Origin of the sequence: Rhodopseudomonas pseudopalustris (genome assembly GCF_900110435.1) — a bacterium.
In the GTDB taxonomy this organism is placed as follows: domain Bacteria; phylum Pseudomonadota; class Alphaproteobacteria; order Rhizobiales; family Xanthobacteraceae; genus Rhodopseudomonas; species Rhodopseudomonas pseudopalustris.
Genome location: NZ_FODT01000001.1, coordinates 126,509 through 150,767, shown reverse-complemented (window position 1 = coordinate 150,767; position 24,259 = coordinate 126,509). Strand labels below are relative to the sequence as shown.

Sequence of the window (24,259 nt, the reverse complement as noted above, 5' to 3'; positions counted from 1 at the left end):
CGGGCACGCCGCCGGTGTAGTCAAGCCGGATGAGCCATCTGCACAACGACGCCCTGCGGGCCGAGATCGCCGCGCGCTGCCGCGCCTTTCCGCGCCACGACGACGGCCTGACGCCATCCGGACTGAAGCGCGCCGCAGTCGCGGTCGCGCTGGTCGCCGGGGCCGATGGCGGCGCCGCGCTCCTGCTCACGTTCCGCGCCGCGAGCCTGCGCGCCCACAGCAATCAATGGGCGCTGCCGGGCGGCCGCTGCGACGCCGGCGAGACCGCGCCGGAGACCGCGCTGCGCGAACTGCACGAAGAACTCGGGCTGGAACTGCAGGCCGAGGATGTGCTCGGAATGCTCGACGATTATCCGACACGGTCCGGCTATCTGATCACGCCGGTTGTGGCGTGGGCGGCCGCAGCGGGACCGCTCGCGCCCAATCCCGACGAGGTCGCATCGGTGCATCACATCGCGCTCGCGGATATCGCGCATCACGACGCGTTCGACTTCACCTCGATTCCGGAAAGCGAGCGCAGCGTCATCCGGTTCCGCCACGCCGGCGATTACATCCACGCGCCGACCGCGGCGCTGATCTATCAGTTCCGCGAGGTGCTGGCCGGCCGCGTCACGCGCGTCGCCGACCTGGAACAACCGGTGTTCGCCTGGAAATAGCCTCCAGCGGAGACGGTTCGCGATTTGCCGCAGGCGGCAAGCTTTGGTGCAGCGATTCATTCACCAGTCAATGCGATATACTTCGCCGTATGCTGATCGCCTTGATTCGGAAACCTCACTCACGCGCGTCGTTTGCTCGCCGGCTTTGCGCCACCTCGCTCGCGCTGATGGCGCTGGCCCCATTGGCGCGCGCCGAAACCGCCGCGCCGCTGCCGCCACGGGTCGCCGATGCGCTGGCGCAGGCCGTCTCGCCGGAGGCGATTGCGGAGTATCGCTACCGGCTGCAGCAATATCAGGCCGCGCGCGCCGAGTTCGATCGTGACGCCGAAGCCTATTGGAACGCGATCGCCGAGAGGCGCCGGATTCGGAACGCCAAGCGCCGCGCGGGCGACCAGGTTTCGGTCGAGGACTACGTGCTGGCGCAGCCGCCGGTCTATACGGGCCCGAAGCGGCCGGTCGATCCGGAGCCGAAGCAGCCGCCCAGCGAACGCAAGACGATCCCGGTGGTTGCCGACTTCCTGAAAGCGGCCGCGGATTACTATCAGTTTGCGCCGCAGCGGCCGGCGGCCGAGGTCGATTTCAAGCGCGCCTACGCCCGCGTCGCCCGCGCCATGGGGCTGACCCGCGAGCAGGCGGTGCGGGTCTATGCGTTCGAGACCGGCGGCAATGGCGACCACGACATGCAATCCGGCCTCAGCAAGTCGCGGCCGGGCTCGCGCGCGATCTCGACCGCGATCGGCTACAATCAGCTGCTCACCACCAACACCTTGGTGCTGCTGGCCGAGAAGGGCCATCACATCGTCAAGGCGCTGAACGACCGGGCGGCGACGCTGTCCGGCCCACAGCGCGCGGCGCTGGAACGCAAGATCGCGGTGGTCAAGCGGATGGTGGCGTTCGCGCGGTCGATCCCGGGCAATTGGAGCGAGCACGAGAAGCTCGGTCGCACGCCGCAGGGCTGGGGCGTCCATGCGCTGGTGCTCGATATCGATGTCGGCCCGCTGCTGCAGACCCACAAGCTGCTCACCTCGGTGATCTTCGCGCGGCAGAAGGGCTATATGGCGCCGCTGACGGCCGCCGAGCTGGAGATGATGAATCTCACCGGCGATGGCACCGGGCTCGACATGGTGACGATGCCGCAGGCGATGCGCGAGGTGGTGCCGACCTCGAATTTCTTCCAGCGCTCGGGCTATGAACGCAACCCGGTTGCGATCCGCCACAACACCGTGGCGAAGCTGCTCGCGGTTACCGACGCGCGGATGGACGCCAACAGCAACAATCCCGGTGCGCGCGAACTCGCCGCGGCGTTCTGATTGCGCAAGTCCGGGAGCAAGCCCGCTCAGTGCGACCCGAACTTGAAGCTGCCGTCGTCCTCCAGGAATCGTCCGCTGCGCATATAGAGCTGGCCGTTGGCGCCGATGAAGAACAGCGTCTCCTTCGGCACCTTCTTGGCGCCCTTGAACAGCTCCTTGGCGTTGCTGGTGCCCATCTTGTACGAGAACGTCTTGCCGTCGCGGGTGTAGCCATAGCCCATGTCCGGCGTCAGTACCCACGGCGCCGGCTCCTCGGCGCTGGCTGTGACGGGTAGCGCAAGTGAGCCGACAACCGCCGCCGCCAGCAGCGTCTTGAGGGATGGGGCGATCATGGCTGCGGTCTCCTCCGACTTCCGATGCGAGCCTCGCGCGCGGCGCGGGATCGCATGTTTTGAACAAATCACGAACGATGTTTCTGCGTCAAGCCGTGCGCCGCCCACAGCTCCACGACATGTCGGTTCTGTTGCGCGGTTGCGCCAGCGCGCCAAGCGGCTCCCCGTCACGGCTGCCGATTGCAGACGAGGGGTTCGAATCTGATAGGATCGAAACTGAAGCTGAGGATTTTGTGGTCACGTTTTCTTGACGCGAACGGGTCTCCACTTCGCTCGACGACGCTCTGGCAGCGACAAACGAACAAGACGGGAGTGGGAGACGATGCGCGCAGGTTGGTGGCAGGCATGGGCGAAGGGCGCGGCGCTGTCCGGCGCGGTGATACTGGCAGCGTTCGGCTCCGCGGCGCGGGCCGATGACTTCAAGCTCAGCAATAACCAGCGGATCGCCTGCAGCCGTGGCCTCAGCCCGGGCAAGCTCACCACGGCGACTTGTCGTTCCTACGCCTATCTGTTCAACGTCAAGACGTCGGAGTATTTCCGCTGCGCGGTCAGTTTGGCGATGACGCGCGACAACAAGGAAGTGATCAACATCCAGGCTGACGGCAGCTGCTCCAAGCGGCCGCGGATCTTCGACACCGACGGCGCATACGAGTTCGACGCCGCCGAGACCGAGCCGCCGAACACCAATTCGTTTTTCGGCCCGGGCGGCTACGCGGTCTGGGCGAGCGACTCAGCCAGCCGCAAAGTGCGCGGCTGCATCATCATCGCATCGGGGTTCGGCAGCGACGTGTCGAAATGCCTCGATATGACGTTCGATTAGATCCCGGGTGTGATGACATCAGAGCCGAAGCTCTGAGTCGCGATCGTGAAGCCCTGCGTTGACGCGCCCCAACACCGGCATCGCTCGAACGATCCGGCCGCGTCATCGTTCTGGTCCCGTCGATATGCGCCGGGTCAAGCCAGCGTGCTCAAGGGTTTCCCGATGGCGGCCCGGGCGAATTTCTTCAGCCCCATCGGCTTGCCGAACAGATAGCCCTGCACCAGGTCGAAGCCGAGCTCGTGCGCGGCGATGTAATCGGCGCGGCTCTCGATCCCGGTCGCGGTGCAGCGCGCGCCGTAGTCTCCGGCGAGGTCGACGATTCGCCTGCACACCGCGCGCTTCAGCCGATCGTCGGCGCATCCTGTTACATAAGTGCGGTCGACCTTGAGCTCGACGAACGGAAACGTGTCGCGATGCATCAGTTCCGGCCAGTCGGCGCCGACCTTGTCGACCGCGATCGCGATGTTGCGCAACCGCAGCCGCCGCGCGACGTCGACCATCGCGTCGAGATGCGCGGCGATCTCATGCGCGTCGATCTCGACGATCAGTCCGCCGAACGCCGGATGCGTCGGGACCCATGCGCATAAATCGTCGACCGCCTGCGCGTCGAGCAGAAATCTGGCCGGCAGGTTGATCGACAGATCGACCGGGCCATGATGCGCCAGCAGATAGCGCCAGTCGGCGACCGCGCGCTCGACCACGAATTCCGACAGTGCCCGGAAATGCGGGTCGTTGTGGTCGGGCAGGAACGCCGACGGCACCACCACGCCCCAGTTCGGGTGCCGCAGCCGCACCAGCGCCTCGGCGCCGCATGGCGTCAGCGAGCGCGCGTCCAGCTTGCGTTGATACCACAGCTCCAGCCAGCCGGTCTTCAGCGCCTCGGCGACATCGACCTCGGGCTTCGGCGCCGGTTCCTGCGGCAGCAGCGGCGCGATGCTTTCGCGCAGCATCTGCGCGCTGAACGGCGTCGCCAGCGGCGGCAGCATCGTCAGGTGACGCTCGAGTCCGTGGTGCAGAATGGCGCGGAGCGCGATCGTTTCGCGGGCGGAGATCAACATCACGCTGCCGTCGAAACCGGCGTCGCACGCCACGTCGAGAATACGCGCCGCCTCGACGCCGCCGATCGAGGAGCCGATCACCAAGATGTCCGGCTGTTGCTCGCCGACGACCGCCGCCAGTTCATCGACACCGCTGCATTCGCTGGTGACGAACCGCAGCTCGTCCAGCGCATCGGCGAGAAAGGCGCGCAAATGCGGCTTGCCATCGATGATACAGGCGCGCGGCGACACTTTCCGGCGGCCGAAGGCCCCCGGCGCCGCGCGCTCCTGTCTATCGATTGTGGTCATCGTCATCGTCACGTCCCCCCGTTACCCGCTCAGTTTTAGGTGTTGGAACGCGTTCGAATTGTGGAATTGTTCTGCAACCCACATGAAGTCCCGGGTAGGGTTAAACCCGCGATAGTTATTTAAATTGCGATGATCTGGAACACGCGGCAGTGAGTACCGAGTGTGTTCGGCACGAGCCCGCCGCAACGCCGCAACGCTGCAACGTTCTCGAATAGCGGCGCAGTTTGCCTCCGCGGCCGTGGTCCGGCCGCGTCGGCGCGGTGGGTCTCGCGGCAGGCTATTGCGGGTCGATCTTGGCGAACTTCGCGACCTTGCCCCATTTCTCGATTTCGGCGAGCACGTAGCGCTGCATGTCCTCCGGCGAGCCGCCCACCGGATCGGCGCCGAGCTTGCGCATCCGCGTGGTCCCACCCTCGGTCTTGATGAATTTGTCGACGCTGGCGTTGAGCTTCGCGATGATCGCCGGAGAGGTCTTCGCCGGCGCGCCGATCGTGAACCAGGAGGCGGCGTCGTAGCCCGGCACGCCGGCTTCGGCGATGGTCGGCAGATCCGGCAGCAGCGGCCAGCGCGTCGCGGTGGAGACCGCGAGCGGACGGATCGAGCCGGCGTCGGCGTGCGGCTGCGAGGCCGGCAGATTGTCGATCGTGAGATGCACGCGCCCGGCGATCAGATCGGTCAGCATCGGCGCCGAGCCCTTATACGGCACGTGGGTCATCTGCACGCCGGTCAACGATTTGAATAGTTCGGTCGAGACGTGCGCGGTCGAGCCGAGCCCCGGCGTGCCGTAGAACAGTTCGCCCGGTTTCTCCTTGGCGTAGGCGATCAACTCGGCGACGCTTTTGACCGGCAGCGAATTGGTCACCGAGCACAGGTTCGGCACTTTGGCGATGATGATGACCGGCGTGATATCCTTGACCTGATCGTAGCTCAGCGACTTGAACACGAACTGATTGATCGCGTGGGTGCCCGGCGTGCCGACGATGAAGGTGTAGCCGTCGGGCTCCGCCTTGGCGACGAAATCGGCGGCGATGTTGCCGCCGGCGCCGGCCTTGTTCTCCACCACGAATTGCTGGCCGTATTCCTCGGACAGCGTCTGCGCCACCAGCCGCGCGAGAATGTCGGTGGTGCCGCCGGCCGCGAACGGCACGACGAACTTGACCGGCCGGCTCGGCCAGGTATCAGCCTGTGCGAGGCGCGGCAGCAGCGGCAGGGCTCCGAGCGCGGCGGCTGCGCGCAGCACGCTGCGACGGCTCGGGCGGAACGGCGAACGGGTCGAGGACGGCATGCAAGCTTCCTTTGGTTGAAAGAGTTCGGACGACGACGACACGCCGGCGTGCAAACGCGCCGGCGCTGGATACGTGCAAGCAATAGCGGCAGGTCTGTGCCGGGGCGGGGCGGCGCGGCAGCGCGAGGCCCATGGTCGCGATCGCGCCAGGAGCGCTCGGGGGCGAGCAGTTCGGGATGAAATCGTCGGCGGGCGGGTGTCTGCCGTCGGCTGCGGCGTACGCAAGCGCTGCGCGCTGTCGAGCGGTCATGTCTGGCGGTCTCCCGGTCCGACCAGCCTCTTGCGGGCCAGTGCGGGCGCCAGACTACGCGCTCGGTTGCTGCGTGGCCAGTGCGCTACGGTCGCGGCGCCGGCCTTCCCGGGGGCGGCGTCAGTTGCCGAGCAGCCCGGGCCGCCCGGCTTCGACCAGCAGGGTTCGTGCGGTTCTGACCGGCTGACCCCTGGCGGTGATGTCGTCGACGACCCGGACATCGGCCTGCCATCGGCTTCGGGTCACCTCGTGGCGGGTGTAGCCACGCTGGTCGCTGAAGAATTTCAGGTTCGGGTTGTTCTTGTACATCGTCGCCAGATTGTCCCCAGTCGCCGGGCCGTCGCCGGGCGACGAGATCGAACTCGACACGAACTCGACGCCGATGCGCGGCGAGTTCGGATCGCGCCAGTCGCGCCGCAGCTCGAACGCGAGCGCGCGGTGCAGGTCGCCGGTCAGCACCACCGGGTTGGACGGATTGGCCTCCGCGAGCATCGCCATCACCCGGTCGCGCGCCGCATCGGCGCCGTTCCAGGTGTCCATGTCGAGCAGCGGCCCGTCGGTCTGCTTCGCCCACGGGAAGCCGCGCCAGTCGAACTGCGCGAACAGTACCTGCTGCGCCAGTACCTGCCACACCGTCTTGCTCCGCTTCAGCCGCTCCGCCAGCCATCGCTCCTGCGCGGCGCCGAGCATGGTGCGATCGGCTGCATCGACGTCGTCGCAATGGGCACGGAAGCCATCGCCGCAGGGCTGGCGCGAGCGATATTGCCTGGTGTCGAGCACGGCGATATCGGCGAGCGTGCCGATCCGGAAGCCGCGATAGGCGAGCACGTCCGGGCCGCGCGGGATCAGTGCGCGGCGCACCGGCATGTGTTCGTACCAGGCCTGCAGTGCCATCGCGCGGCGAAACAGGAAGGCCGCGGCCGGCGTCTGTTTCGGGTCGCTGTCGCTCGCCCAGTTGTTGGCGATCTCGTGGTCGTCGAAGCTCGACAGGAACGGACAGGAGGCGTGCGCCGCCTGCAGATCCGGGTCGCCCTTGTAAAGCGCGTAACGGCGCCGATAGTCGGTCAAGGTGAAGCAGGCCGGGAAGTCCGGCGGCATCGTGCGCGGATTCGGCCTGTCGTCCTTGTCACGCGCGGCGAAGGCGTATTCGTAGATGTAGTCGCCATAGTGGAACACGAAGTCGAGCTGATCGTCGGCGATCGCGCGCCAGGCGGTGTAGTAGCCGCCTTCCCATCGCTGGCAGCCCGCCGCCACGAAGCGGAGCTGCGCCGGTGTGGCGTCCGGCGGCGGCAGGGTGCGGGCGCGGCCGATCGGGCTCTCGGCGTCGCCGGCACGAAAACGGTAGAAGTAATCGCGCGCGGGCGACAGCCCTTCGACCTCGACGTGCACCGAATGAGCCAGTTCGAGATGCGCGATCGCCTTATCGGTGCGAAGAATCCTGGACATCGCAGGGTCGTGGGCGATCTCGACCGTCACTTCGACCGGGTGCGCGGTCATGCCGCCGCGCGCTTCAAGCGGTTCCGGTGCGAGCCGGGTCCACAGCACGAAGCCGTCCGGCGCCGGATCGCCCGAAGCTATTCCAAGCGTGAACGGGTCGGACTTGAACGACGTCCGCGCCGCCGCGCCGCTGATGGATGGCAGCGTGCCTGCCAGGCCGGCGCCGATCGCGCCGCGCAGCAGCGTGCGACGGTCGAGCGACAGGCCGGAGCGCAGTGGTTGACGGGACATCGACAGACCGATCGGAAAACAGTTGCCCGCCGATGAAACGCATTGGCGGATTTGAGGAGCGGCAAGCTAGCGTAGCCACGTGAACCCGCGGCGACAACCTACTCAGCCGGCATGCCCGGGGCCAGTCCGATCGCAGGCAGCCCGGTCTGGCGGGTCTCGGGCATCAGGACGACGAATAGCACCAGCCCGAGCGCCGCGATCGCAGCGAGGGTGAGGAATGCAGCGCTGTAGCCGGCCGTGACCACGATCAGCCCCGCGACGCCGGTCGACAGCGCGCCGCCGATCCCGGTAGCGGTGGCGATCGCGCCCTGGCTGATATTGAAATGACCGGTGCCGCGGGTGAGGTCGGCCACCACCAGCGGAAACAGCGCACCGAAGATGCCGGCCCCGACGCCGTCGAGCATCTGCACCCCGACCAGCCAGAACGGATTGTCGGACAACGGATACAGCGCGCCGCGCAGCGCCAGCACGCCCAGCGCCACCGCAAAGATCGGCTTGCGGCCCCAGACATCGGCCTTGTGCCCGACCAGCATCGCCACCGGCACCATCACGATCTGCGCCGCGACGATGCACACCGACATCAGGGTGGTGCCGATCTCCCTGTTCACCAGCGTGAGCTTCTGCCCGACCAGCGGCAGCATCGCGGCATTGGCGAAGTGAAACAGCACGGTCGCCGCCGCGAAGATCAGCAGCGGACGGCAGGTGATCAGCACTTTGAAACCCGAGGGCTGGTCGTGGCGCTGGTCGGGAACTGGCGGGCCTGCGTCCAGTCCGCCGATCGAGGCGAGACCGCGCGCGACCTGATCGTCGATCGCTTTCGCCGGGATCGACAGCGTCGCGAAAATGCTGGCGACGGCCATCGCCGACATCAGCCAGAACACCACCACCGGACCGAAAAAATAGGCAGATACCCCCGCCAGCGTCGCCGCCACCGCATTGCCTGCGTGATTGAACGCCTCGTTGCGCCCGGTGCGGCGGGCGAAGGCGCGGGGCCCGACGATCCCGAGTGTCACCGCCGCGACCGCGGGCGCGAAGATCGCGCCGGCGGCGCCTGCAAGTGCCTGGGTCGCCGCGACGGCTTCGAAGCTCTGCAACAGCGGCAGCGTTACCGACGCCAGCGTCACCGCGATCGCGGCGGCGATCAGCAGGCCGCGCTTGGCCGTAGAGCGGTCGATCAGCGCCCCGGCCGGCGTCTGAGCGGCGATCCCAGCCATCGCGGCAACCGTCATCACCAGTCCGATCGAGGCCTCATTCCAGTGCTGAACCGACAGCAGATAGATCGCCAGATAGGGCCCGAGCCCGTCGCGGACGTCGGCCAGGAAGAAGTTCAGGGCGTCGAGCGACCGTTGCTGGCCGGGCGTCTGCTGCAGGGGCAAGCGAACCTCGGGCGGGAACAAGGAGAATACGCCAGCAAACCTTCAGGCAGGGCGGTTGTTCCGGCGCTGTCGCGTCGCCGCCGATTTGACGGGTTGACCGCGGCGTCTCGCCCGTTCAGTTTCCTCGACAAACAACCAAGGGGAGAAACTCGCTCATGAAGGCCAGATTTTTGGGCATTGCCGTGGCGTCGGCCGCGGTCCTGTCGGTGTCGGCGCCGTTGGCCCACGCCCAGCAATTCGTCAACGTGCTGACCGGCGGAACCTCGGGCGTGTATTACCCGCTCGGCGTCGCGATCGCGAAAATTTACGGCGAGAAGATCCCCAATGTGAAATCTCAGGTCCAGGCCACCAAGGCGTCGGTCGAGAATTTGAATCTGCTGCAGCAGGGCCGCGGCGAGATCGCCTTCACCCTCGGCGACTCGCTCAAGGCCGCATGGGACGGTGACGCCGAAGCCGGCTTCAAGGCCAAGCTCGACAAGCTGCGGGTGATCGGCGCGATCTATCCGAACTACATCCAGATCGTTTCGACCGCGGAGTCCGGGATCAAGACGCTTGCCGATCTCAAGGGCAAGAGCCTGTCGGTCGGCGCGCCGAAGTCCGGCACCGAGCTGAATTCGCGCGCGATCCTGAAGGCCGCCGGAATGGAGTACAAGGATCTCGGCAAGGTCGAGTATCTGCCGTTTGCCGAATCCGTCGACCTGATGAAAAATCGCCAACTCGCCGCCACGCTGCAGTCGGCCGGCCTCGGCGTCGCTTCGCTGAAGGATCTCAGCAATTCGTCCGAAGTCAATGTGGTGTCGGTGCCGAAGGAGATCGTCGACAAGATCGGCCCGCCGTTCATCGCCGAGACGATCCCGGCCGGCACCTATAAGGGCCAGGACAAGGACGTCCCGACCGCAGCGGTGGTGAACTATCTCGTCACCAGCAGCGCGGTGTCCGACGACCTCGCTTATCAGATGACCAAGCTGGTCTATGACGCGCTCCCGGAACTCGCCAGCGCTCACTCCGCCGGCAAGGGCATCAAGCTCGAGACCGCCGCCACCGACAGCCCGGTTCCGTTGCACCCCGGCGCCATCAAGTACTTCAAGGAAAAGGGCGTGCTGAAGTAGGCCAAGCTCGCAAAAAAAACGGTGTCATGGCCGGGCTTGACCCGGCCATCCATCTTATTTCGAAAGGCGATGGATGCGCGGGTCCAGCCCGTGCATGACGTTCGGGAACGAACCACATAACAGACCACGCGGCGGGACGGTCATCGATGTTGCAGCCAGAAGCCACGGTCGAACACGGGCCGGCACCGGTCAAGGTCGAGTTCGACAATTTCGAGCACGGCTTTCCGGCGGGGTTCGGCCCGCGCGGCTGGAGCCATCTGGCGTACATGGTGGCGATCGCGTTCGCGACCTTCCAACTGGTGATCGCGGCGTGGAACGTGCTGCCGAGCCAGGTCGTGCGCGGCGTGCATGTCGGCTTCCTGATCCTGCTCACCTTCGGCCTGCTCGGCAATTTCACCGCGCGTACTGATTTGGGCCGCGTTTTCGCCTGGCTGGTCGGCGCGCTCGGCTTCCTGTGCGGGCTGTATCAATGGTTCTTCTACGCCGACCTGATCGCGCGCGACGGCGATCCCACCCAGCTTGATCTCGTCGTCGGGACGCTGCTCGCAGTGCTGATTTTCGAGGGCACGCGGCGGCTGATGGGCTCGGCGCTGCCGATCATGTGCGGCGTCTGTCTGGTGTACTGGTTCTTCGGCCAGTATCTGCCGGCGCCATTGAACCACCGCGGCTATGATTTCGACCAGGTCGTCACCCATCTGTCGTTCGGCACCGAGGGCTTCTATGGTGTGCCGATCTACGTGTCGGCGACCTATATTTTCCTGTTCATCCTGTTCGGCTCGTTCCTCGAGCGCGCCGGCATGATCCAGTTGTTCACCGACGTGTCGCTCGGCCTGTTCGGTCGCAGCCGCGGCGGCCCGGCCAAGGTCGCGGTGTTCGCCTCGGGCATGATGGGCACGATCTCCGGCTCCGGCGTGGCGAATGTCGTCACCGTCGGCCAGTTCACCATTCCGCTGATGATCAAGTTCGGCTATCGCCGCGCCTTCGCCGCCGGCGTCGAGGCCACCGCCTCGATGGGTGGGCAGATCATGCCGCCGGTGATGGGCGCGGTCGCCTTCATCATGGCCGAGACGCTCGGCGTCGACTATTCGGTGATCGTCAAGGCCGCGGTGATCCCGGCATTCCTGTACTTCGCCTCGGCGTTCTGGATGGTGCATCTCGAGGCCGGCAAGCACGGGCTGGTCGGGATGAAGAAGTCGGAAATCCCGAGCGCCTGGCGGGCGGTGGTCAATCGCTGGTACCTTGTCCTGCCGCTGGCCGCGCTGGTGTTCATGCTGTTCGAGGGCTTCACGCCGCTCTATGCCGGCTCGATGGGCCTGGCGCTGACGGTGACGCTGATCCTCGGCGCCAGCATCGTGCACGGCTTCTCCAGCCAGGTGCTGCGCTACGTGTTCTGGATCGGGCTGGCGCTTGTGGTCGGCGCAGTGTCGCATAATGGGCTCGACATCATGCGGATCGTCCTGATCGTCGCGGCGCTGATTGCGATCACGGCGGTCACGCGTGGCGGCCGCGCCACCCTGGCGGCGTGCCGCGATTCGCTCGCCGACAGCGCCAAATCGGCGCTCACCGTCGGCATGGCCTGCGCCATCGTCGGCACCATCATCGGCATGATGACCCAGACCGGCGTCGGCACCATTTTCGGCGGCTGGGTGATCGGGCTCGGCGAGAAGAGCCTGTTCCTGGCGCTGATCATGACGATGCTGCTGTCGATCTTGCTCGGCACCGGCATCCCGACGATCCCGACCTACATCATCACCGCGGCGCTGGCCGCGCCGGCGCTGGCGAAGCTCGGCGTGCCGCTGATCGTCAGCCACATGTTCGCGTTCTACTACGGCATCATGGCGGACCTGTCGCCGCCGGTCGCCCTGGCGGCGCTGGCGGCGGCGCCGATCGCCCGCGAGAATCCCGACAAGATCGGCTGGGAGGCGATGCGGATCGCGCTCGCCGGCTACGTCATCCCGTTCATCGCGGTGTATTCGCCGGCGCTGATGCTGCAGCCCGGCGATCCGATGGCGGCCGAACTCGGCTTCTACGGCGCAGTGGTCTATGCCACCGTGAAGGCGCTGGTCGCGATCGCGCTGTTCGGCATGGTCGCGATCGGCTTCCTGTACACGCGGATGACGGTGATCGAGCGCGTCGTCGCCTTCGCCGCCAGCATCTGCCTGCTCGGCGAGTTTCCCTATAGCGACTATTTCGGCTTCATCGTCGCGGCGCTGGTCGTGGTGTGGCAATGGCGGCAGCGGCCGCGCAACGCGGTCGCCGCGGCGTGAGTCTCTGCCTCGCGTCCGCGGGCGTTGTGAAGACGCTGGCGCTCGCGAGCTTCACGCTGGCCTGGACGCATTCGATCGAGCAGACCGCGTGGCAGGAAGACTGGCGCGTCACCAAGCAGGGGCTCGAACTGGTGCAGGCGCGCGTCAAGGGCGCCGGCGCCGGCATGGAGCCGCCGCCGGAGGCGCGCCTCGTGGGCGGCTGGTTTCAATGGTCGCCGCCGCGAAACCGGTTGCGCGAAGTGGTGCTCGGCAATTCCGGCCTCGCCGGCGAATGGCGGCTGTGCAGCGCCGACGCGTGCCGCACGCTGTCGGAGATCATCGGGCACGACATCGGCCCGCACCCGACCACGATGAGCGCGTGCAGCGAGTAGTTGGTTGATCGCTGATGGAGCCGGAGTCACCCTCCCCTGGAGGGGGAGGGTCGCTCGCGCAGCGAGCGGGGTGGGGTGGCGAAGAGTTCATCCGCCGTGCCCGCGGCTCACCCCACCCCGCCCCGCATCCCGCTGGCGCGGGCTGCGTGCCGACCCTCCCCCTCCAGGGGAGGGTGAAGAAAGCACCGGTGCTGTGCGCATTTATCTAATGTGCGATCGCCCTGCCTCAGGCGGAGAGAGAGCACATGGATTGCGCTTCGCTCCATCCGAGCTACAACGCTGCCCTTGAAGCAAACACGAGAGAGAACACGCAATGCCACGACTGCAAGGCAAGACCGCACTGGTGGTCGGCGCCGGCTCGATCGGACCGGGCTGGGGCAACGGCAAGGCGACCGCGGTGACCTTTGCGCGCGAGGGCGCGCAGGTGTTCTGCGTCGACCGCAACGCCGAAGCGGCGGAGGAAACCGCCAGCCTGATCACCGGCACCGGCGGCCGCGCCACGGCGTTCGCCGCCGATGTGTCGCGTGCCGTCGACGTCGAGGCGATGATCCATGCCTGTATGGCGGCTTACGGCCGGATCGACGTGCTCGACAACAATGTCGGCATCGCCGAAACCGGCGGCGTGGTCGAGATTTCCGAGGCGGAGTGGGACCGGGTGTTCGCGGTCAATCTCAAGAGCGCCTTCCTGGCGATGAAGCATGTGATCCCGATCATGCAGCGCCAGGGCGGCGGCTCGATCATCAACATCTCGTCGATCGCTTCGATCCGGCATCTCGGCATCTCGTATGTCAGCTATGCGGCTTCGAAGGCGGCGATGAACGCAGTGACCCGTACGACCGCGGTGGAGTATGCCCGCGACCACATCCGGGTGAATTGCATCCTGCCCGGCCTGATGAAGACGCCGATGGTCGCGCATTCCGCGGGCCTCGCTGCGAGCTACGCCGGCGGCGACGTCGAGGCGATGTGGCGCGCGCGCGACGAGCAGGTGCCGATGGGGCACATGGGTGAAGCCTGGGACGTCGCCAACGCCGCGCTGTTTCTCGCCGGCGACGAGTCGAAATACGTCACCGGTCTCGAACTGGTGGTCGACGGCGGCCTGACCCTCAAGGTGAATTGAGATGATCGGCGTCGGCCGCCATCCTGAGTTGCGAGTGCAGCAAGCCTCGAAGCGTCATCTCGATGTGCAAGCGCAGCGAGCCTCGAAGGATGGAAGCGGGTTGATACGGCTCGTCCTTCGAGGCGCATGCAAGTGCGTGCGCATCTCTGGATGACGAGTCGCATGTCGGAATTCAGGACTACTCGATCCATGAGCGGCTTGCCCGCAACCAGCCTTCTGCTTGCTGTTGCGCTGCTTGCCGCCGCGCCGGCCTTCGCCACCACGCCCGACGCCCTCGACGATCCAACCGTCGACCCGGCTCCGTGCCTTGCCGCTGCGGCGAAGCTGGATGACGACGATCGCGCGATCGCGTTGTGCGGCCGGCTGATCGCCAGCCGCAAGACCGAGCGGGACGATCGCATCAAGGCGCTGATCGCGCGCGCCGGCGCGCTGGCCCGCAAGCAGCAGGTCGATCGCGCGATCGGCGACTATGACGACGCGCTACGGCTCGAACCGAAGCTGCCGGATGGTCTCAATGCCCGCGGCGAGCTGTGGCTCGGCAAGGGCGACCGCCCCAAGGCCCTGGCGGATTTCGCCGCGGCCTTGAAGCTACAGCCGGATCACGCCGCCGCCCGCGCCAACCACAAGGCGCTGGCCATGGAGCTGGAACGGCTCGGCGCGCAGAAGGCGGTCGACGGCAAACCGAGCTTCGATTGCCGCCGCGCCCGCCGAGCGGTGGAAAAAGCGATCTGCGGGGATCGCGAACTCGCCAATCTCGACCGCGAGATCAACGCGATCTACATCCGCGTGCTGCAGGACAATGCGACGGCGAAGCCCGCCGAACTGCGGGCGCTGACCCGCGCGCATGAGCAATTCATCGCCGCCCGCAACGCGTCGTTCGGTCGGCCCGGCTACGACCTGCGCGCGGCGATGAAGGCGCGGCGGCGACAACTGACAGGTATCGATGGGTACTGACGCCGAAACCGTCCGGTTTGGCCTTGAAACCCGGGCGCGTCGGGCCAGAATGCCGTCCGGCCAAGGCCGGGCGCGCCGCCGCTGTTGATTAGGAACAAAGGCGGGGTTGCCAGCCCCGGCTAAAAGCTCGACATGGCGGGCAAACCGCCTGAGACCGATGGGAGCGTGACGCCATGAATAGCCATGACAAGAGCCGTTACCACGAGGTTCATGCCCGTTCGCTCGCCGATCCCGAGGGCTTCTGGGCCGAGGCCGCGCGCGAGATCGACTGGATCGAGCCCGCCACGAAGGTGTTCGATCGCTCGCAGGGGCTGTACGGCCGCTGGTTTGCCGGCGCCAAGGTCAACACCTGCTACAATGCGCTCGACCGCCATGTCGCCAACGGCCGGGCCGACCAGGTCGCGCTGATCCACGATTCGCCGCTGACCGGTAGCATCAGCCAGTTCACTTATGCGGAGATGCTGCGCGAAGTGCAGGCGCTGGCCGCGGTGATGCAGGATTTCGGCGTCGCCAAGGGCGACCGCGTCATCCTCTATATGCCGATGGTGCCGGAATCGATGGTGGCGATGCTGGCTTGCGCCCGCATCGGCGCGGTGCATTCGGTGGTGTTCGGCGGCTTCGCGGCCAAGGAACTCGCCACCCGCATCGACGACGCCAAGCCGAAGCTGATCCTGTCGGCGAGCTGCGGCATCGAGCCCGGCCGCATCGTCAAGTACAAGCCGCTGCTCGACGAAGCGATCAAACTATCCACCGCCAAGCCCGACGCCTGCATCATCCTGGCGCGGCCGCAGCAGGAGTGCGAGCTGATCGAAGGCCGCGATCACGATTGGGCCAAACTGCGCTCCGAGGCGCTGGCGGCCGACAAGAAGGCCGATTGCGTCGCGGTCGACGCCACCGATCCGCTGTACATCCTCTACACCTCGGGCACCACCGGCAAGCCGAAGGGCGTGGTGCGCGACAATGGCGGTCATCTCGTCGCGCTGAAATGGACGATGGAGAACCTCTACGGCGTCAAACCCGGCGAGGTGTGGTGGTGCGCGTCCGACATCGGCTGGGTGGTCGGCCACAGCTACATCATCTACGGCCCGCTGCTCCACGGCGCGACCTCGATCATGTATGAAGGCAAGCCGGTCGGCACCCCCGACGCCGGCGCGTTCTGGCGGGTGATTTCCGAGCACGGCGCGGTGGCGCTGTTCACGGCGCCGACCGCGTTCCGCGCCATCCGCAAGGACGATCCCGAAGGCAGCTTCATCCGCAAATACGATCTGTCGAAGCTGCGTACGCTGTTCCTGGCCGGCGAACGTGCCGACCCGCCGACGGTGGAATGGGCCGAGCAGCAGCTCAAGGTGCCGGTGATCGATCACTGGTGGCAGACCGAAACCGGCTGGTGCATCGCCGGCAACCCGGTCGGCCTCGGCCTGCTGCCGGTCAAGCACGGCTCGCCGACGGTGCCGATGCCGGGCTACGACGTTCAGGTGGTCGACGAGGGCGCACGGCCGTTGCCCGCCGGAACGATGGGCTCGATCGTGATCAAGCTGCCGCTGCCGCCCGGCTGTCTGCCGACGCTGTGGCAGCAGGACGAGCGCTGCCGCGAAAGCTACTTCGCCGACTATCCCGGCTTCTACAAGACCTCCGACGCCGGCTACATGGACGAGGACGGCTACGTCTTCGTGATGGGCCGCACCGACGACATCATCAACGTCGCCGGCCACCGGCTCTCGACCGGCGGCATGGAGGAGATCCTGGCCTCGCATCCGGACGTCGCCGAATGCGCCGTGCTCGGCATCAACGATACGATCAAGGGCGAGGTGCCCTGCGGTCTGATCGTGCTGAAGAGCGGTGTCACCCGCGATCACGCCGAGATCGAGAAGGAGATCGTCAAGCTGGTGCGCGACAAGCTCGGCCCGGTCGCGGCCTTCAAGCTGGCGATCACCGTGCCGCGGCTGCCCAAGACCCGCTCCGGCAAGATCCTGCGCGGCACCATCAAGAAGATCGCCGACGGCGACGAATGGGCGATGCCCGCCACGATCGAGGACCCGACCGCGCTCGACGACATCAGCACCGCGCTGAAGAACCATAGCTGACGCTGGTCCCGGACCCGGGATTGCGGACTTACAAAGTCCGCAATCCGGGCTAAACAGGCTTCGACCCTTGCCATGGTCATTCCGGGGCGCCGCGCGGCGGCGTACCGGAATCGATAACCACCGCCAGGGGAGATGGATTCCGGGCCTGCGTCCCAAGGGGCGCATCCCGGAATGACGATATCGGGAATATCGATGCCGCCGTTCACAATGAAGCTTCTCGCGCTGACCCTTGTCGCCCTCACGCTCGCCGCCTGCAGTCATCGCAGCGAGGCGCCGGCGGATCTCGCCGACGACGATGCGTTCTGCCGTGCGACCGGCGTCGCGGCCGGTTCGCCGGGCTACGTCGCCTGCCGCAGGGATCGCGATGTCCAGCGCTCCAACGCCGTCACCCGCGACAATCGCGCCCAGCGCAATCTCGGCGAGTACATGATGAGCAACCCGAGCCGGCCCTAGAGCAGGGTCGTGGCGCGCGACCCGGCTCATTCCTGTCCGTCAGACGACGGGGTCAGTTGCGAACTCCCTGAGAATTTGTGTCTTGCGGGTCACGCTCCGCGACAGCCTGCCGCGGGCCGCGCCGCCGTTTGATTTGGATCAAACGTTGCCGACCCTCGGCGGCATTGGTGCACCGCAAGCGTGTGCGGGTGCTCACGCGACTGACATTCAAAGGGGCACTATGACCAAGTTTCTGACTGTCGTGTCGGCGCTGGGGATGGCGGCGGCATTGAACGGCCTGCCGGCCAACGCCGTCGCCGCCGATCTCGCCGCCCGCCCGGTGTACAAGGCGCCGGTGGTGGATGAATGGAATCCGTGGATGATCCGCCTGCGCGTGCTTGGCGTGGTCCCGCGGGATTCCGGTTACGTCGACCAGATCGCCGGCTCGTCGCTGAAGACCTCGGACGCGCTGGTGCCCGAACTCGACATTTCGTACTTCTTCAACAGGAACATCGCCGCCGAACTGATCCTCGGCGTCACCCGGCACAGCGTGTCGGGCGCGGGCACGCTCACCGGGATCGACGTCGGCAAGTCGTGGCTGCTGCCGCCGACGCTGACGCTGCAATATCACTTCACCGAGTTCGGCGCGTTCAAGCCCTATATCGGCGCCGGCGTGAACTACACGTTCTTCTTCAGCCAGAGCGCGGCGGGCGGCGTCGTCACCGACAGCCACCTCAAGGACAGCTTCGCCCCGGTGGCGCAGATCGGCTTCGACTACATGTTCGACAAGCATTGGGGCTGGAACGTCGACGTCAAGAAGATCTGGTTGCGTCCGGAGTGGAACGGCACGCTGGCCGGCAACGTGCCGGTGACCGGCAAGGTCAATCTCGATCCGTGGCTGATCGGCACCGGCATCACCTACAAGTTCTGATCCTCGGAATCGACGCGGCGCGGAGCGATCCGCGCCGCTTTTTTTGGTCCGGCACTGAGCCTGATCATTGCTACCGCACCGCATCCCTGCTTGATGGCGCAACCGCGCATCGCGCAGTCTGCTCGAAGAGGCACCGCATGGATATCAAGGTCAGGGACAGCAACGGCGCGCTGCTCGCCGACGGCGACAACGTCACCCTCATCAAGGATCTGAAGCTGAAGGGGTCGTCCACCGTGCTGAAGCGCGGCACGGTCATCCGCGGCATCCGCCTCACCGACAACGAGGACGAGATCGAAGGCCGCACCGACAAGATCAAGGGCCTGGTGCTGCGGACGGAATTTCTGAAGAAGTCCTGAGCGTCTCCGGGCGGACCGGATCGTGGCTCGCTTCGAAGTTGTATCAGTCGATGAATGCAGCGGAAGAGAATTGGAGCGTTTTCGAGCGAAGTGGAAAACGGTTCGCGTGACGACAACGCGTCAGAACATCTAGTGGAGCGACTGCCCGTCGGTGCATGAATGCCCGCACACCGCGGCGGAGCGCAGCCGCTCCAGCTCCGCTTCCAGCCGCTCGTTCACCTGCATCAGCGCGCGGAGCGCGTCGTGGAGGCTGCCATCGCTCTCCGCGACGATCTGTTCGATCTGCCAGTCCAGTCGGTTACCCACGGCTCAACCCCGGTTGCTGTCTGTCTCAATCGACTACCGGCTCCGGGATTGAGGCGAAATTTTTGTCCGATTTCGGCGTCAAGATGATCGGCGACGTGTATCACCGATATCCCCCGGCTGGGGTCGCTCAAGTCAGGGATGCATGCCGGGAACAGGTTAGGCGTCAGCGCGTACCGATACGTTGATGTCGCAGCCAGAAACCGGCAAAATGAGCTGCGTCCGCCAATTCCCTGTTACGGCCGGTTGTCACCCGGCATGCGCAAGTTGAACGCCGCAGCGGCGCGAGCGTTCCGCACCTTTTGTCCCGTGAGTGGCAACCAAGCTATCGCCCCCGCGCGTTCCGCTCTGTGACGGCGGGGGTGACATCGTCACAGACGGCGCGGCCGCGTCGGCAGAAACGGGGTATGCGGTTATGGGGACTGGTTTTGGCTCCGTTCCGCGCCATCTTCACTCTGCCTGCCGCGAAGGAAGCCCCCGTGCCGCATCGGAAGATCGAGAGGACCGCCTTCGAGAGGAGAGCGTTGGCCGTGCCGAGTTCGCGGCTGTCGCGGCTGGCGAAATTGGGCGGACTGGCCTCGTCGATCGCGGGCAATGTCGCCGCCGAGGTGGCGGGGCAGCTCGCGCGCGGCCAGCGCCCGCGGATCGAAGATCTGCTGCTCACGCCCGCTAACGCCATCAAGGTCGCCGACAGGCTGGCGCAGATGCGCGGCGCGGCAATGAAGGTCGGCCAGCTGATCTCGATGGATGCCGGCGACATGCTGCCGCCTGAACTGGCCGAAATCCTCGGCCGTCTGCGCTCGGAAGCGCATCACATGCCGGTCGCGCAGTTGCGACGGGTGCTGACCGAGGCCTGGGGGCCGCATTGGCAGCGCCGGTTCGAGGTGTTCGACGCCCACCCCGTCGCCGCGGCCTCGATCGGCCAGGTCCACCGGGTGCGGACCACAGACGGCCGCGATCTGGCGATCAAGCTGCAATACCCCGGCGTCCGCCGCAGCATCGATTCCGACGTCAACAACGTCGCCTCGCTGATGCGCATGGCCGGGCTGGTGCCCAGGGGCGTCGACGTTGCGCCGATGATCGCCGAGGCCAAGCGGCAGTTGCACGAGGAGGCCGACTACGAACGGGAAGGCCGCTGCCTGTCGCAATTCGGCGCGCTGCTCGCCGACCGGCCCGAATTCCGCGTGCCCGAGTTGCACGCCGACCTGACGACGCCGAACGTGCTGGCGATGAGTTACGTCGAGGGCGGACCGATTGACAGCCTCGCCGACGCGCCGCAGGCGGAGCGCGACCGGGTGATGACGCTGATGATCGGCCTGATTTTCCGCGAGCTGTTCGAATTCCGCCTGATGCAGACCGATCCGAACTTCGCCAATTATCGTTATGTGCCGGCGACCGGGCAGGTGATGCTGCTCGACTTCGGCGCCACCCGCGCCTTTCCGGCTGATTTCGCCGAGCTCTACCGGCGGCTGTTGCGCGCAGGACTGGCCGGCGACCGTCCGGGCGTTCGCGCCGCCGCGTTCGAGATCGGTTTCCTGGCCGGCAACACGCCTGCCCGGCTTGAACAGGCGATGCTCGAGATCTTCGAGATGTCGCTGCAACCGCTGCGGCAGGATGGGCCGTTCGATTTCGGCGCCAGCGACCTCGCGATCCGGATGCGCGAAGCCGGCATGGCGATGGCCGCAGACCACGCGCATTTCCGGATTCCGCCGATGGACACGTTGTTTCTGCAGCGCAAGTTCGGCGGCATCTACATGCTGGCGACGCGGATGCGGGCGCGGGTCGATCTGCGCGCCCTCGTCGAGCCGCATCTGTGACGGCCCGGCTGGAACGACCCGCGATGGCCGCGCCCCGCCACGTCAAATTCTGGGACAAGGTCGCCGACCGCTATGCGGCGCGGCCGATCAAGGACCCGGCCGCCTACGCCGCGATGCTCGCCGACGCCGCCGGCCGACTGCGCCCGACCGACCGGGTGCTGGAGATCGGCTGCGGCACCGGATCGACCGCGATCCGCCTCGCGCCGCACGCGGCGGAATGGATCGCGACCGATTTCTCGGCCGAGATGCTGCGTATCGCCTGCGCCAAGCCAGCGCCGGGCAATCTGCGCTTCGTCCTCGCCGACGCCGACAGCGCCTTCGACGGCGGACCGTTCGACGCGATCTGCGCCTTCCAGGTGCTGCATCTGGTCGGCGATCTGCCCGGCACGCTGGCGCAGATCCACGCCCATCTGAAGCCCGGCGGCCTGCTCATCAGCAAGACCTGGTGCTTCGCCGACATGTCGCTCAAGCTGCGCGCGCTGTTCTTCGTGCTGCGAAGCATCGGCCTGTTCCCGCGCGCGCAGGCGCTGACCAGGCCTGCGCTGCTCCAGACCCTGCGTGACGCCGGCTTCGAGATCGCCGACGAACGCGTGTTCGGCGACAACCCCCACGGGCCGTATATCGTGGCAAGAAGGCCCGAGACGGCTTGAGTGCCTGCGCCGCGCTGAGATTGTTCAGGTCTCGATGTACTCCGCCAGGCTGGTCGGCGCCGGCACCGGCAGACCGTCTTCCCGCAGCCCGTCGATATGAAACCGGATCGCCTCGCGGATTTCGGCTTCAACCGCCGCCACCGTGGCGCCGGTCGCGACGCAGCCGGGCAGGTCCGGCACATAGGCCGAATAATTGCCCTCGGCTTTTTCGATCACGACCGCGTAGCGCATCAGCGCCGCTCCTTGAGGCCAGCTTGCGTCAGGATACTGGCAGCGGAAACAGGCAAGCCTCACATGGCCGTGGCGGAGAGGGCTTCCTCCTTTAGTCTGCCTAACTCCCGCCAGCCGTCCCCTTGACTCCACCCCCGCCGGATGCTGCTCTGCGCTCATGCGCACGTCATCCTACCAGACCCAGATCCGTCTTTGGTGGCGCACCTCCTGAGAGGTGGCCGTGCGATTTTCCGTTTTCTGAATCGTCCCGAGGCCGCCACGCGAGGCGGCCTTTCGTTTGTCCTGTGTGGCGTTCCTCCGGCAAGTTGAGTTAAGAGGATGCCATGAACAGGACCGTTTTCTCGCTACCCAAGCACAGCGACCACGCCACCGCCGCGGGCCTTGGCGTGTCGCGCACGGTGGAGGCCTTCACCGGCGGCCAGGCGCTCGATGACCTGATCGACCTGCTGGATCGTCGCCGCGGCGTGATGCTGTCGTCCGGCACCACGGTGCCGGGGCGCTACGAGAGCTTCGATTTCGGCTTCGCCGATCCGCCGCTGGTGCTGACTACCCGCGCCGATCAGTTTTCGATCGAGGCGCTGAACGCACGCGGCCAGGTGCTGATCGCGTTCCTGTCCGACCGGCTCGAAGAGCCCTGCGTCGTGGTCGAGCAGGCCTGCGCGACCAAGATCAGGGGCCACATCGTCCGCGGCGAGGCGCCGGTGGACGAGGACCAGCGCACCCGCCGCGCCAGCGCGATGTCGCTGGTGCGGGCGCTGGTCGCGGCGTTCGCCTCGCCGGCCGATCCGATGCTCGGGCTGTACGGCGCCTTCGCCTATGATCTGGTGTTTCAGATCGAGGATCTGAAGCAGAAACGTGCGCGCGAGGCCGACCAGCGCGACATCGTGCTGTATGTGCCGGATCGCCTGCTGGCCTACGACCGCGCCACCGGCCGCGGCGTCAATATCGCCTATGAATTCGCCTGGAAAGGCAAGTCCAGCTCGGGCCTGTCGACTGCGACCGCCGAGAGCGTTTACACCCAGACCGGCCGGCAGGGCTTCGCCGACCATGCGCCGGGCGAATACGCCAAGGTGGTCGAGACGGCGCGCGAATCCTTCGCCCGCGGCGACCTGTTCGAGGCGGTGCCCGGGCAGTTGTTCGGCGAGCCGTGCGAGCGTTCTCCGGCCGAAGTGTTCAAGCGGCTGTGCCGGATCAACCCGTCTCCTTACGGCGGCCTGCTCAATCTCGGCGACGGCGAATTCCTGGTGTCGGCCTCGCCGGAAATGTTCGTCCGCTCCGACGGCCGCCGGGTCGAGACCTGCCCGATCTCCGGCACCATCGCCCGCGGTGTCGACGCCATCGCCGACGCCGAGCAGATCCAGAAGCTCCTGAACTCCGAGAAGGACGAGTTCGAGCTGAACATGTGCACCGACGTCGACCGCAACGACAAGGCGCGGGTCTGCGTACCGGGCACGATCAAGGTTCTGGCGCGACGCCAGATCGAGACCTACTCGAAACTGTTCCACACCGTCGATCACGTCGAGGGGATGCTGCGGCCCGGCTTCGACTCGCTCGACGCCTTCCTGACCCACGCCTGGGCGGTGACGGTGACCGGCGCGCCGAAATTGTGGGCGATGCAGTTCGTCGAGGATCACGAGCGGACGCCGCGGCGCTGGTACGCCGGCGCATTCGGGGTCGTCGGCTTCGACGGTTCGATCAACACCGGCCTGACCATCCGCACCATCCGCATGAAAGACGGCCTCGCCGAGGTCCGTGTCGGCGCGACCTGTCTGTTCGATTCCGATCCGGTCGCCGAGGACAAGGAATGCCAGGTCAAGGCCGCGGCGCTGTTCCAGGCGCTGCGCGGCGATCCGCCGAAGCCGCTGTCGGCGGTCGCGCCGGACGCCACCGGCTCCGGCAAGAAGGTGCTGCTGATCGATCATGACGACAGCTTCGTCCACATGCTGGCGGATTACTTCCGCCAGGTCGGCGCCCAGGTCAGCGTCGTGCGCCACATCCATGCGCAGAAGATGCTGGCCGACAATGCCTATGATCTGCTGGTGCTGTCGCCTGGCCCCGGCCGGCCGAAGGACTTCAAGATCAAGTCCACGATCGACGCCGCGCTGGCGCGGAAGCTGCCGATCTTCGGCGTCTGCCTCGGCGTTCAGGCGATCGGTGAGTACTTTGGCGGCCATCTCGGCCAGCTCGCGCAGCCGGCGCATGGCCGGCCGTCGCGGATTCAGGTGCGCGGCGGCACGCTGATGAACGGCCTCCCGAACGAGATCACGATCGGCCGCTATCACTCGCTGTTCGTCGAGATGCAGGACATGCCCGACACGCTCAAGGTCACCGCCTCGACCGAGGACGGCATCGCGATGGCGATCGAGCATAAATCGCTTCCGGTGGGCGGCGTGCAGTTCCACCCGGAGTCGCTGATGTCGCTGGGCGGCCAGGTGGGCCTGCGGATCGTCGAAAACGCCTTCCGCCTCGGCCTGCCGCCGAACTGACCTTCGAGAAATTGATCCAAACACGTGTGCCGCCGGGGGCGGGCTGCT

At 66.6% G+C, this 24,259-nt stretch carries 22 protein-coding genes; 15 read left to right on the top strand and 7 right to left on the bottom strand.

What is annotated here, in order from left to right; all coding sequences use genetic code 11:
• Window positions 1–29: 29 nt before the first annotated feature.
• Entirely contained in the window at window positions 30–656 is a 627-nt protein-coding gene (locus BMY71_RS00705) for an NUDIX domain-containing protein (RefSeq protein ID WP_092681035.1), read from the top strand.
• A gap of 89 nt (window positions 657–745) precedes the next feature.
• On the top strand, window positions 746–1,966 hold the full coding sequence (locus BMY71_RS00700) for a hypothetical protein (RefSeq protein ID WP_430715309.1): 1,221 nt from the start codon (window positions 746–748) through the stop codon (window positions 1,964–1,966).
• A 26-nt stretch (window positions 1,967–1,992) separates the two neighbouring features.
• Here the strand turns inward: BMY71_RS00700 and BMY71_RS00695 are convergent, their stop codons facing one another.
• Complete coding sequence (locus BMY71_RS00695; protein WP_011504610.1) at window positions 1,993–2,298, bottom strand: hypothetical protein; 306 nt, start codon at window positions 2,296–2,298, stop codon at window positions 1,993–1,995.
• A 322-nt stretch (window positions 2,299–2,620) separates the two neighbouring features.
• Between BMY71_RS00695 and BMY71_RS00690 the strand changes: the two genes are divergently transcribed.
• Entirely contained in the window at window positions 2,621–3,118 is a 498-nt protein-coding gene (locus BMY71_RS00690; RefSeq protein ID WP_175557571.1) for a hypothetical protein, read from the top strand.
• A 134-nt stretch (window positions 3,119–3,252) separates the two neighbouring features.
• Here the strand turns inward: BMY71_RS00690 and BMY71_RS00685 are convergent, their stop codons facing one another.
• From BMY71_RS00685 to BMY71_RS00670, 4 genes are all read right to left on the bottom strand, one after another.
• Window positions 3,253–4,470 carry an EAL domain-containing protein gene (locus BMY71_RS00685; RefSeq protein ID WP_092681672.1) on the bottom strand — a complete coding sequence of 406 codons (1,218 nt, stop codon included), beginning with the start codon at window positions 4,468–4,470 and terminating at the stop codon, window positions 3,253–3,255.
• A 271-nt stretch (window positions 4,471–4,741) separates the two neighbouring features.
• Entirely contained in the window at window positions 4,742–5,749 is a 1,008-nt protein-coding gene (locus BMY71_RS00680; protein WP_092681033.1) for a Bug family tripartite tricarboxylate transporter substrate binding protein, read from the bottom strand.
• 370 nt (window positions 5,750–6,119) lie between these two features.
• Window positions 6,120–7,727 (bottom strand): alkaline phosphatase D family protein, encoded by a 1,608-nt coding sequence (locus BMY71_RS00675; protein WP_092681031.1) that lies wholly within the window; start codon window positions 7,725–7,727, stop codon window positions 6,120–6,122.
• A gap of 98 nt (window positions 7,728–7,825) precedes the next feature.
• Complete coding sequence (locus BMY71_RS00670) at window positions 7,826–9,103, bottom strand: MFS transporter (RefSeq protein WP_092681670.1); 1,278 nt, start codon at window positions 9,101–9,103, stop codon at window positions 7,826–7,828.
• A 155-nt stretch (window positions 9,104–9,258) separates the two neighbouring features.
• On the opposite strand from BMY71_RS00670, the gene BMY71_RS00665 reads away from it, so the two are divergent.
• From BMY71_RS00665 to BMY71_RS00625, 9 genes are all read left to right on the top strand, one after another.
• The gene (locus BMY71_RS00665) at window positions 9,259–10,212 is read left to right on the top strand and encodes a TAXI family TRAP transporter solute-binding subunit (protein WP_011504604.1); all 954 of its coding nucleotides are present in this window, start codon (window positions 9,259–9,261) and stop codon (window positions 10,210–10,212) included.
• 146 nt (window positions 10,213–10,358) lie between these two features.
• A complete protein-coding gene (locus BMY71_RS00660) occupies window positions 10,359–12,479 on the top strand; it encodes a TRAP transporter permease (RefSeq protein ID WP_092681029.1) in 2,121 nt (706 codons plus the stop codon).
• Complete coding sequence (locus tag BMY71_RS00655; protein ID WP_244525944.1) at window positions 12,476–12,850, top strand: DUF1850 domain-containing protein; 375 nt, start codon at window positions 12,476–12,478, stop codon at window positions 12,848–12,850. Before BMY71_RS00660 ends, BMY71_RS00655 begins: the two co-directional genes overlap by 4 nt.
• A gap of 313 nt (window positions 12,851–13,163) precedes the next feature.
• Window positions 13,164–13,967 (top strand): SDR family NAD(P)-dependent oxidoreductase, encoded by an 804-nt coding sequence (locus BMY71_RS00650; RefSeq protein ID WP_092681025.1) that lies wholly within the window; start codon window positions 13,164–13,166, stop codon window positions 13,965–13,967.
• A gap of 189 nt (window positions 13,968–14,156) precedes the next feature.
• Entirely contained in the window at window positions 14,157–14,921 is a 765-nt protein-coding gene (locus BMY71_RS00645; protein ID WP_092681023.1) for a lysozyme inhibitor LprI family protein, read from the top strand.
• A 173-nt stretch (window positions 14,922–15,094) separates the two neighbouring features.
• Window positions 15,095–17,005 (top strand): propionyl-CoA synthetase, encoded by a 1,911-nt coding sequence (locus BMY71_RS00640; protein ID WP_092681021.1) that lies wholly within the window; start codon window positions 15,095–15,097, stop codon window positions 17,003–17,005.
• 192 nt (window positions 17,006–17,197) lie between these two features.
• Window positions 17,198–17,458 (top strand): hypothetical protein, encoded by a 261-nt coding sequence (locus tag BMY71_RS00635; RefSeq protein ID WP_011504598.1) that lies wholly within the window; start codon window positions 17,198–17,200, stop codon window positions 17,456–17,458.
• A gap of 220 nt (window positions 17,459–17,678) precedes the next feature.
• Window positions 17,679–18,368: an OmpW/AlkL family protein gene (locus BMY71_RS00630; protein ID WP_011504597.1), complete on the top strand. Its 690-nt coding sequence runs from the start codon at window positions 17,679–17,681 to the stop codon at window positions 18,366–18,368.
• A gap of 137 nt (window positions 18,369–18,505) precedes the next feature.
• Complete coding sequence (locus BMY71_RS00625) at window positions 18,506–18,724, top strand: alkylphosphonate utilization protein (RefSeq protein ID WP_011504596.1); 219 nt, start codon at window positions 18,506–18,508, stop codon at window positions 18,722–18,724.
• Between the two features lie 129 nt (window positions 18,725–18,853).
• Here the strand turns inward: BMY71_RS00625 and BMY71_RS24720 are convergent, their stop codons facing one another.
• A complete protein-coding gene (locus BMY71_RS24720; RefSeq protein WP_175557570.1) occupies window positions 18,854–19,030 on the bottom strand; it encodes a hypothetical protein in 177 nt (58 codons plus the stop codon).
• Window positions 19,031–19,557: 527 nt separating this feature from the next.
• Here BMY71_RS24720 and BMY71_RS00620 point away from each other — a divergent pair.
• Both BMY71_RS00620 and BMY71_RS00615 read left to right on the top strand, forming a co-directional pair.
• Complete coding sequence (locus tag BMY71_RS00620) at window positions 19,558–20,844, top strand: ABC1 kinase family protein (protein WP_347336018.1); 1,287 nt, start codon at window positions 19,558–19,560, stop codon at window positions 20,842–20,844.
• A gap of 23 nt (window positions 20,845–20,867) precedes the next feature.
• Window positions 20,868–21,494 (top strand): class I SAM-dependent methyltransferase, encoded by a 627-nt coding sequence (locus BMY71_RS00615; RefSeq protein WP_092681019.1) that lies wholly within the window; start codon window positions 20,868–20,870, stop codon window positions 21,492–21,494.
• 24 nt (window positions 21,495–21,518) lie between these two features.
• Here the strand turns inward: BMY71_RS00615 and BMY71_RS00610 are convergent, their stop codons facing one another.
• Window positions 21,519–21,725: a type II toxin-antitoxin system HicB family antitoxin gene (locus tag BMY71_RS00610; RefSeq protein ID WP_092681017.1), complete on the bottom strand. Its 207-nt coding sequence runs from the start codon at window positions 21,723–21,725 to the stop codon at window positions 21,519–21,521.
• 323 nt (window positions 21,726–22,048) lie between these two features.
• On the opposite strand from BMY71_RS00610, the gene BMY71_RS00605 reads away from it, so the two are divergent.
• Window positions 22,049–24,211, top strand: a complete 2,163-nt coding sequence (locus tag BMY71_RS00605; protein WP_092681015.1) for an anthranilate synthase component I — start codon at window positions 22,049–22,051, stop codon at window positions 24,209–24,211.
• The last annotated feature ends 48 nt before the right edge of the window (window positions 24,212–24,259 follow it).

Excerpts from the sequence above, each read along its gene's own strand:
- BMY71_RS00635 (WP_011504598.1), top strand. The coding sequence starts at position 17,198 with ATGCCGCCGTTCACAATGAAGCTTCTCGCGCTGACCCTTGTCGCCCTC.
- BMY71_RS00700 (WP_430715309.1), top strand. The coding sequence starts at position 746 with ATGCTGATCGCCTTGATTCGGAAACCTCACTCACGCGCGTCGTTTGCT.
- BMY71_RS00605 (WP_092681015.1), top strand. The coding sequence starts at position 22,049 with ATGAACAGGACCGTTTTCTCGCTACCCAAGCACAGCGACCACGCCACC.
- BMY71_RS00705 (WP_092681035.1), top strand. The coding sequence starts at position 30 with ATGAGCCATCTGCACAACGACGCCCTGCGGGCCGAGATCGCCGCGCGC.
- BMY71_RS00645 (WP_092681023.1), top strand. The coding sequence starts at position 14,157 with ATGAGCGGCTTGCCCGCAACCAGCCTTCTGCTTGCTGTTGCGCTGCTT.
- BMY71_RS00690 (WP_175557571.1), top strand. The coding sequence starts at position 2,621 with ATGCGCGCAGGTTGGTGGCAGGCATGGGCGAAGGGCGCGGCGCTGTCC.
- BMY71_RS00660 (WP_092681029.1), top strand. The coding sequence starts at position 10,359 with ATGTTGCAGCCAGAAGCCACGGTCGAACACGGGCCGGCACCGGTCAAG.
- BMY71_RS00695 (WP_011504610.1), bottom strand. The coding sequence starts at position 2,298 with ATGATCGCCCCATCCCTCAAGACGCTGCTGGCGGCGGCGGTTGTCGGC.
- BMY71_RS00615 (WP_092681019.1), top strand. The coding sequence starts at position 20,868 with ATGGCCGCGCCCCGCCACGTCAAATTCTGGGACAAGGTCGCCGACCGC.
- BMY71_RS00630 (WP_011504597.1), top strand. The coding sequence starts at position 17,679 with ATGACCAAGTTTCTGACTGTCGTGTCGGCGCTGGGGATGGCGGCGGCA.
- BMY71_RS00665 (WP_011504604.1), top strand. The coding sequence starts at position 9,259 with ATGAAGGCCAGATTTTTGGGCATTGCCGTGGCGTCGGCCGCGGTCCTG.
- BMY71_RS00680 (WP_092681033.1), bottom strand. The coding sequence starts at position 5,749 with ATGCCGTCCTCGACCCGTTCGCCGTTCCGCCCGAGCCGTCGCAGCGTG.
- BMY71_RS00640 (WP_092681021.1), top strand. The coding sequence starts at position 15,095 with ATGAATAGCCATGACAAGAGCCGTTACCACGAGGTTCATGCCCGTTCG.
- BMY71_RS00685 (WP_092681672.1), bottom strand. The coding sequence starts at position 4,470 with ATGACGATGACCACAATCGATAGACAGGAGCGCGCGGCGCCGGGGGCC.
- BMY71_RS00675 (WP_092681031.1), bottom strand. The coding sequence starts at position 7,727 with ATGTCCCGTCAACCACTGCGCTCCGGCCTGTCGCTCGACCGTCGCACG.
- BMY71_RS00650 (WP_092681025.1), top strand. The coding sequence starts at position 13,164 with ATGCCACGACTGCAAGGCAAGACCGCACTGGTGGTCGGCGCCGGCTCG.
- BMY71_RS00610 (WP_092681017.1), bottom strand. The coding sequence starts at position 21,725 with ATGCGCTACGCGGTCGTGATCGAAAAAGCCGAGGGCAATTATTCGGCC.
- BMY71_RS00625 (WP_011504596.1), top strand. The coding sequence starts at position 18,506 with ATGGATATCAAGGTCAGGGACAGCAACGGCGCGCTGCTCGCCGACGGC.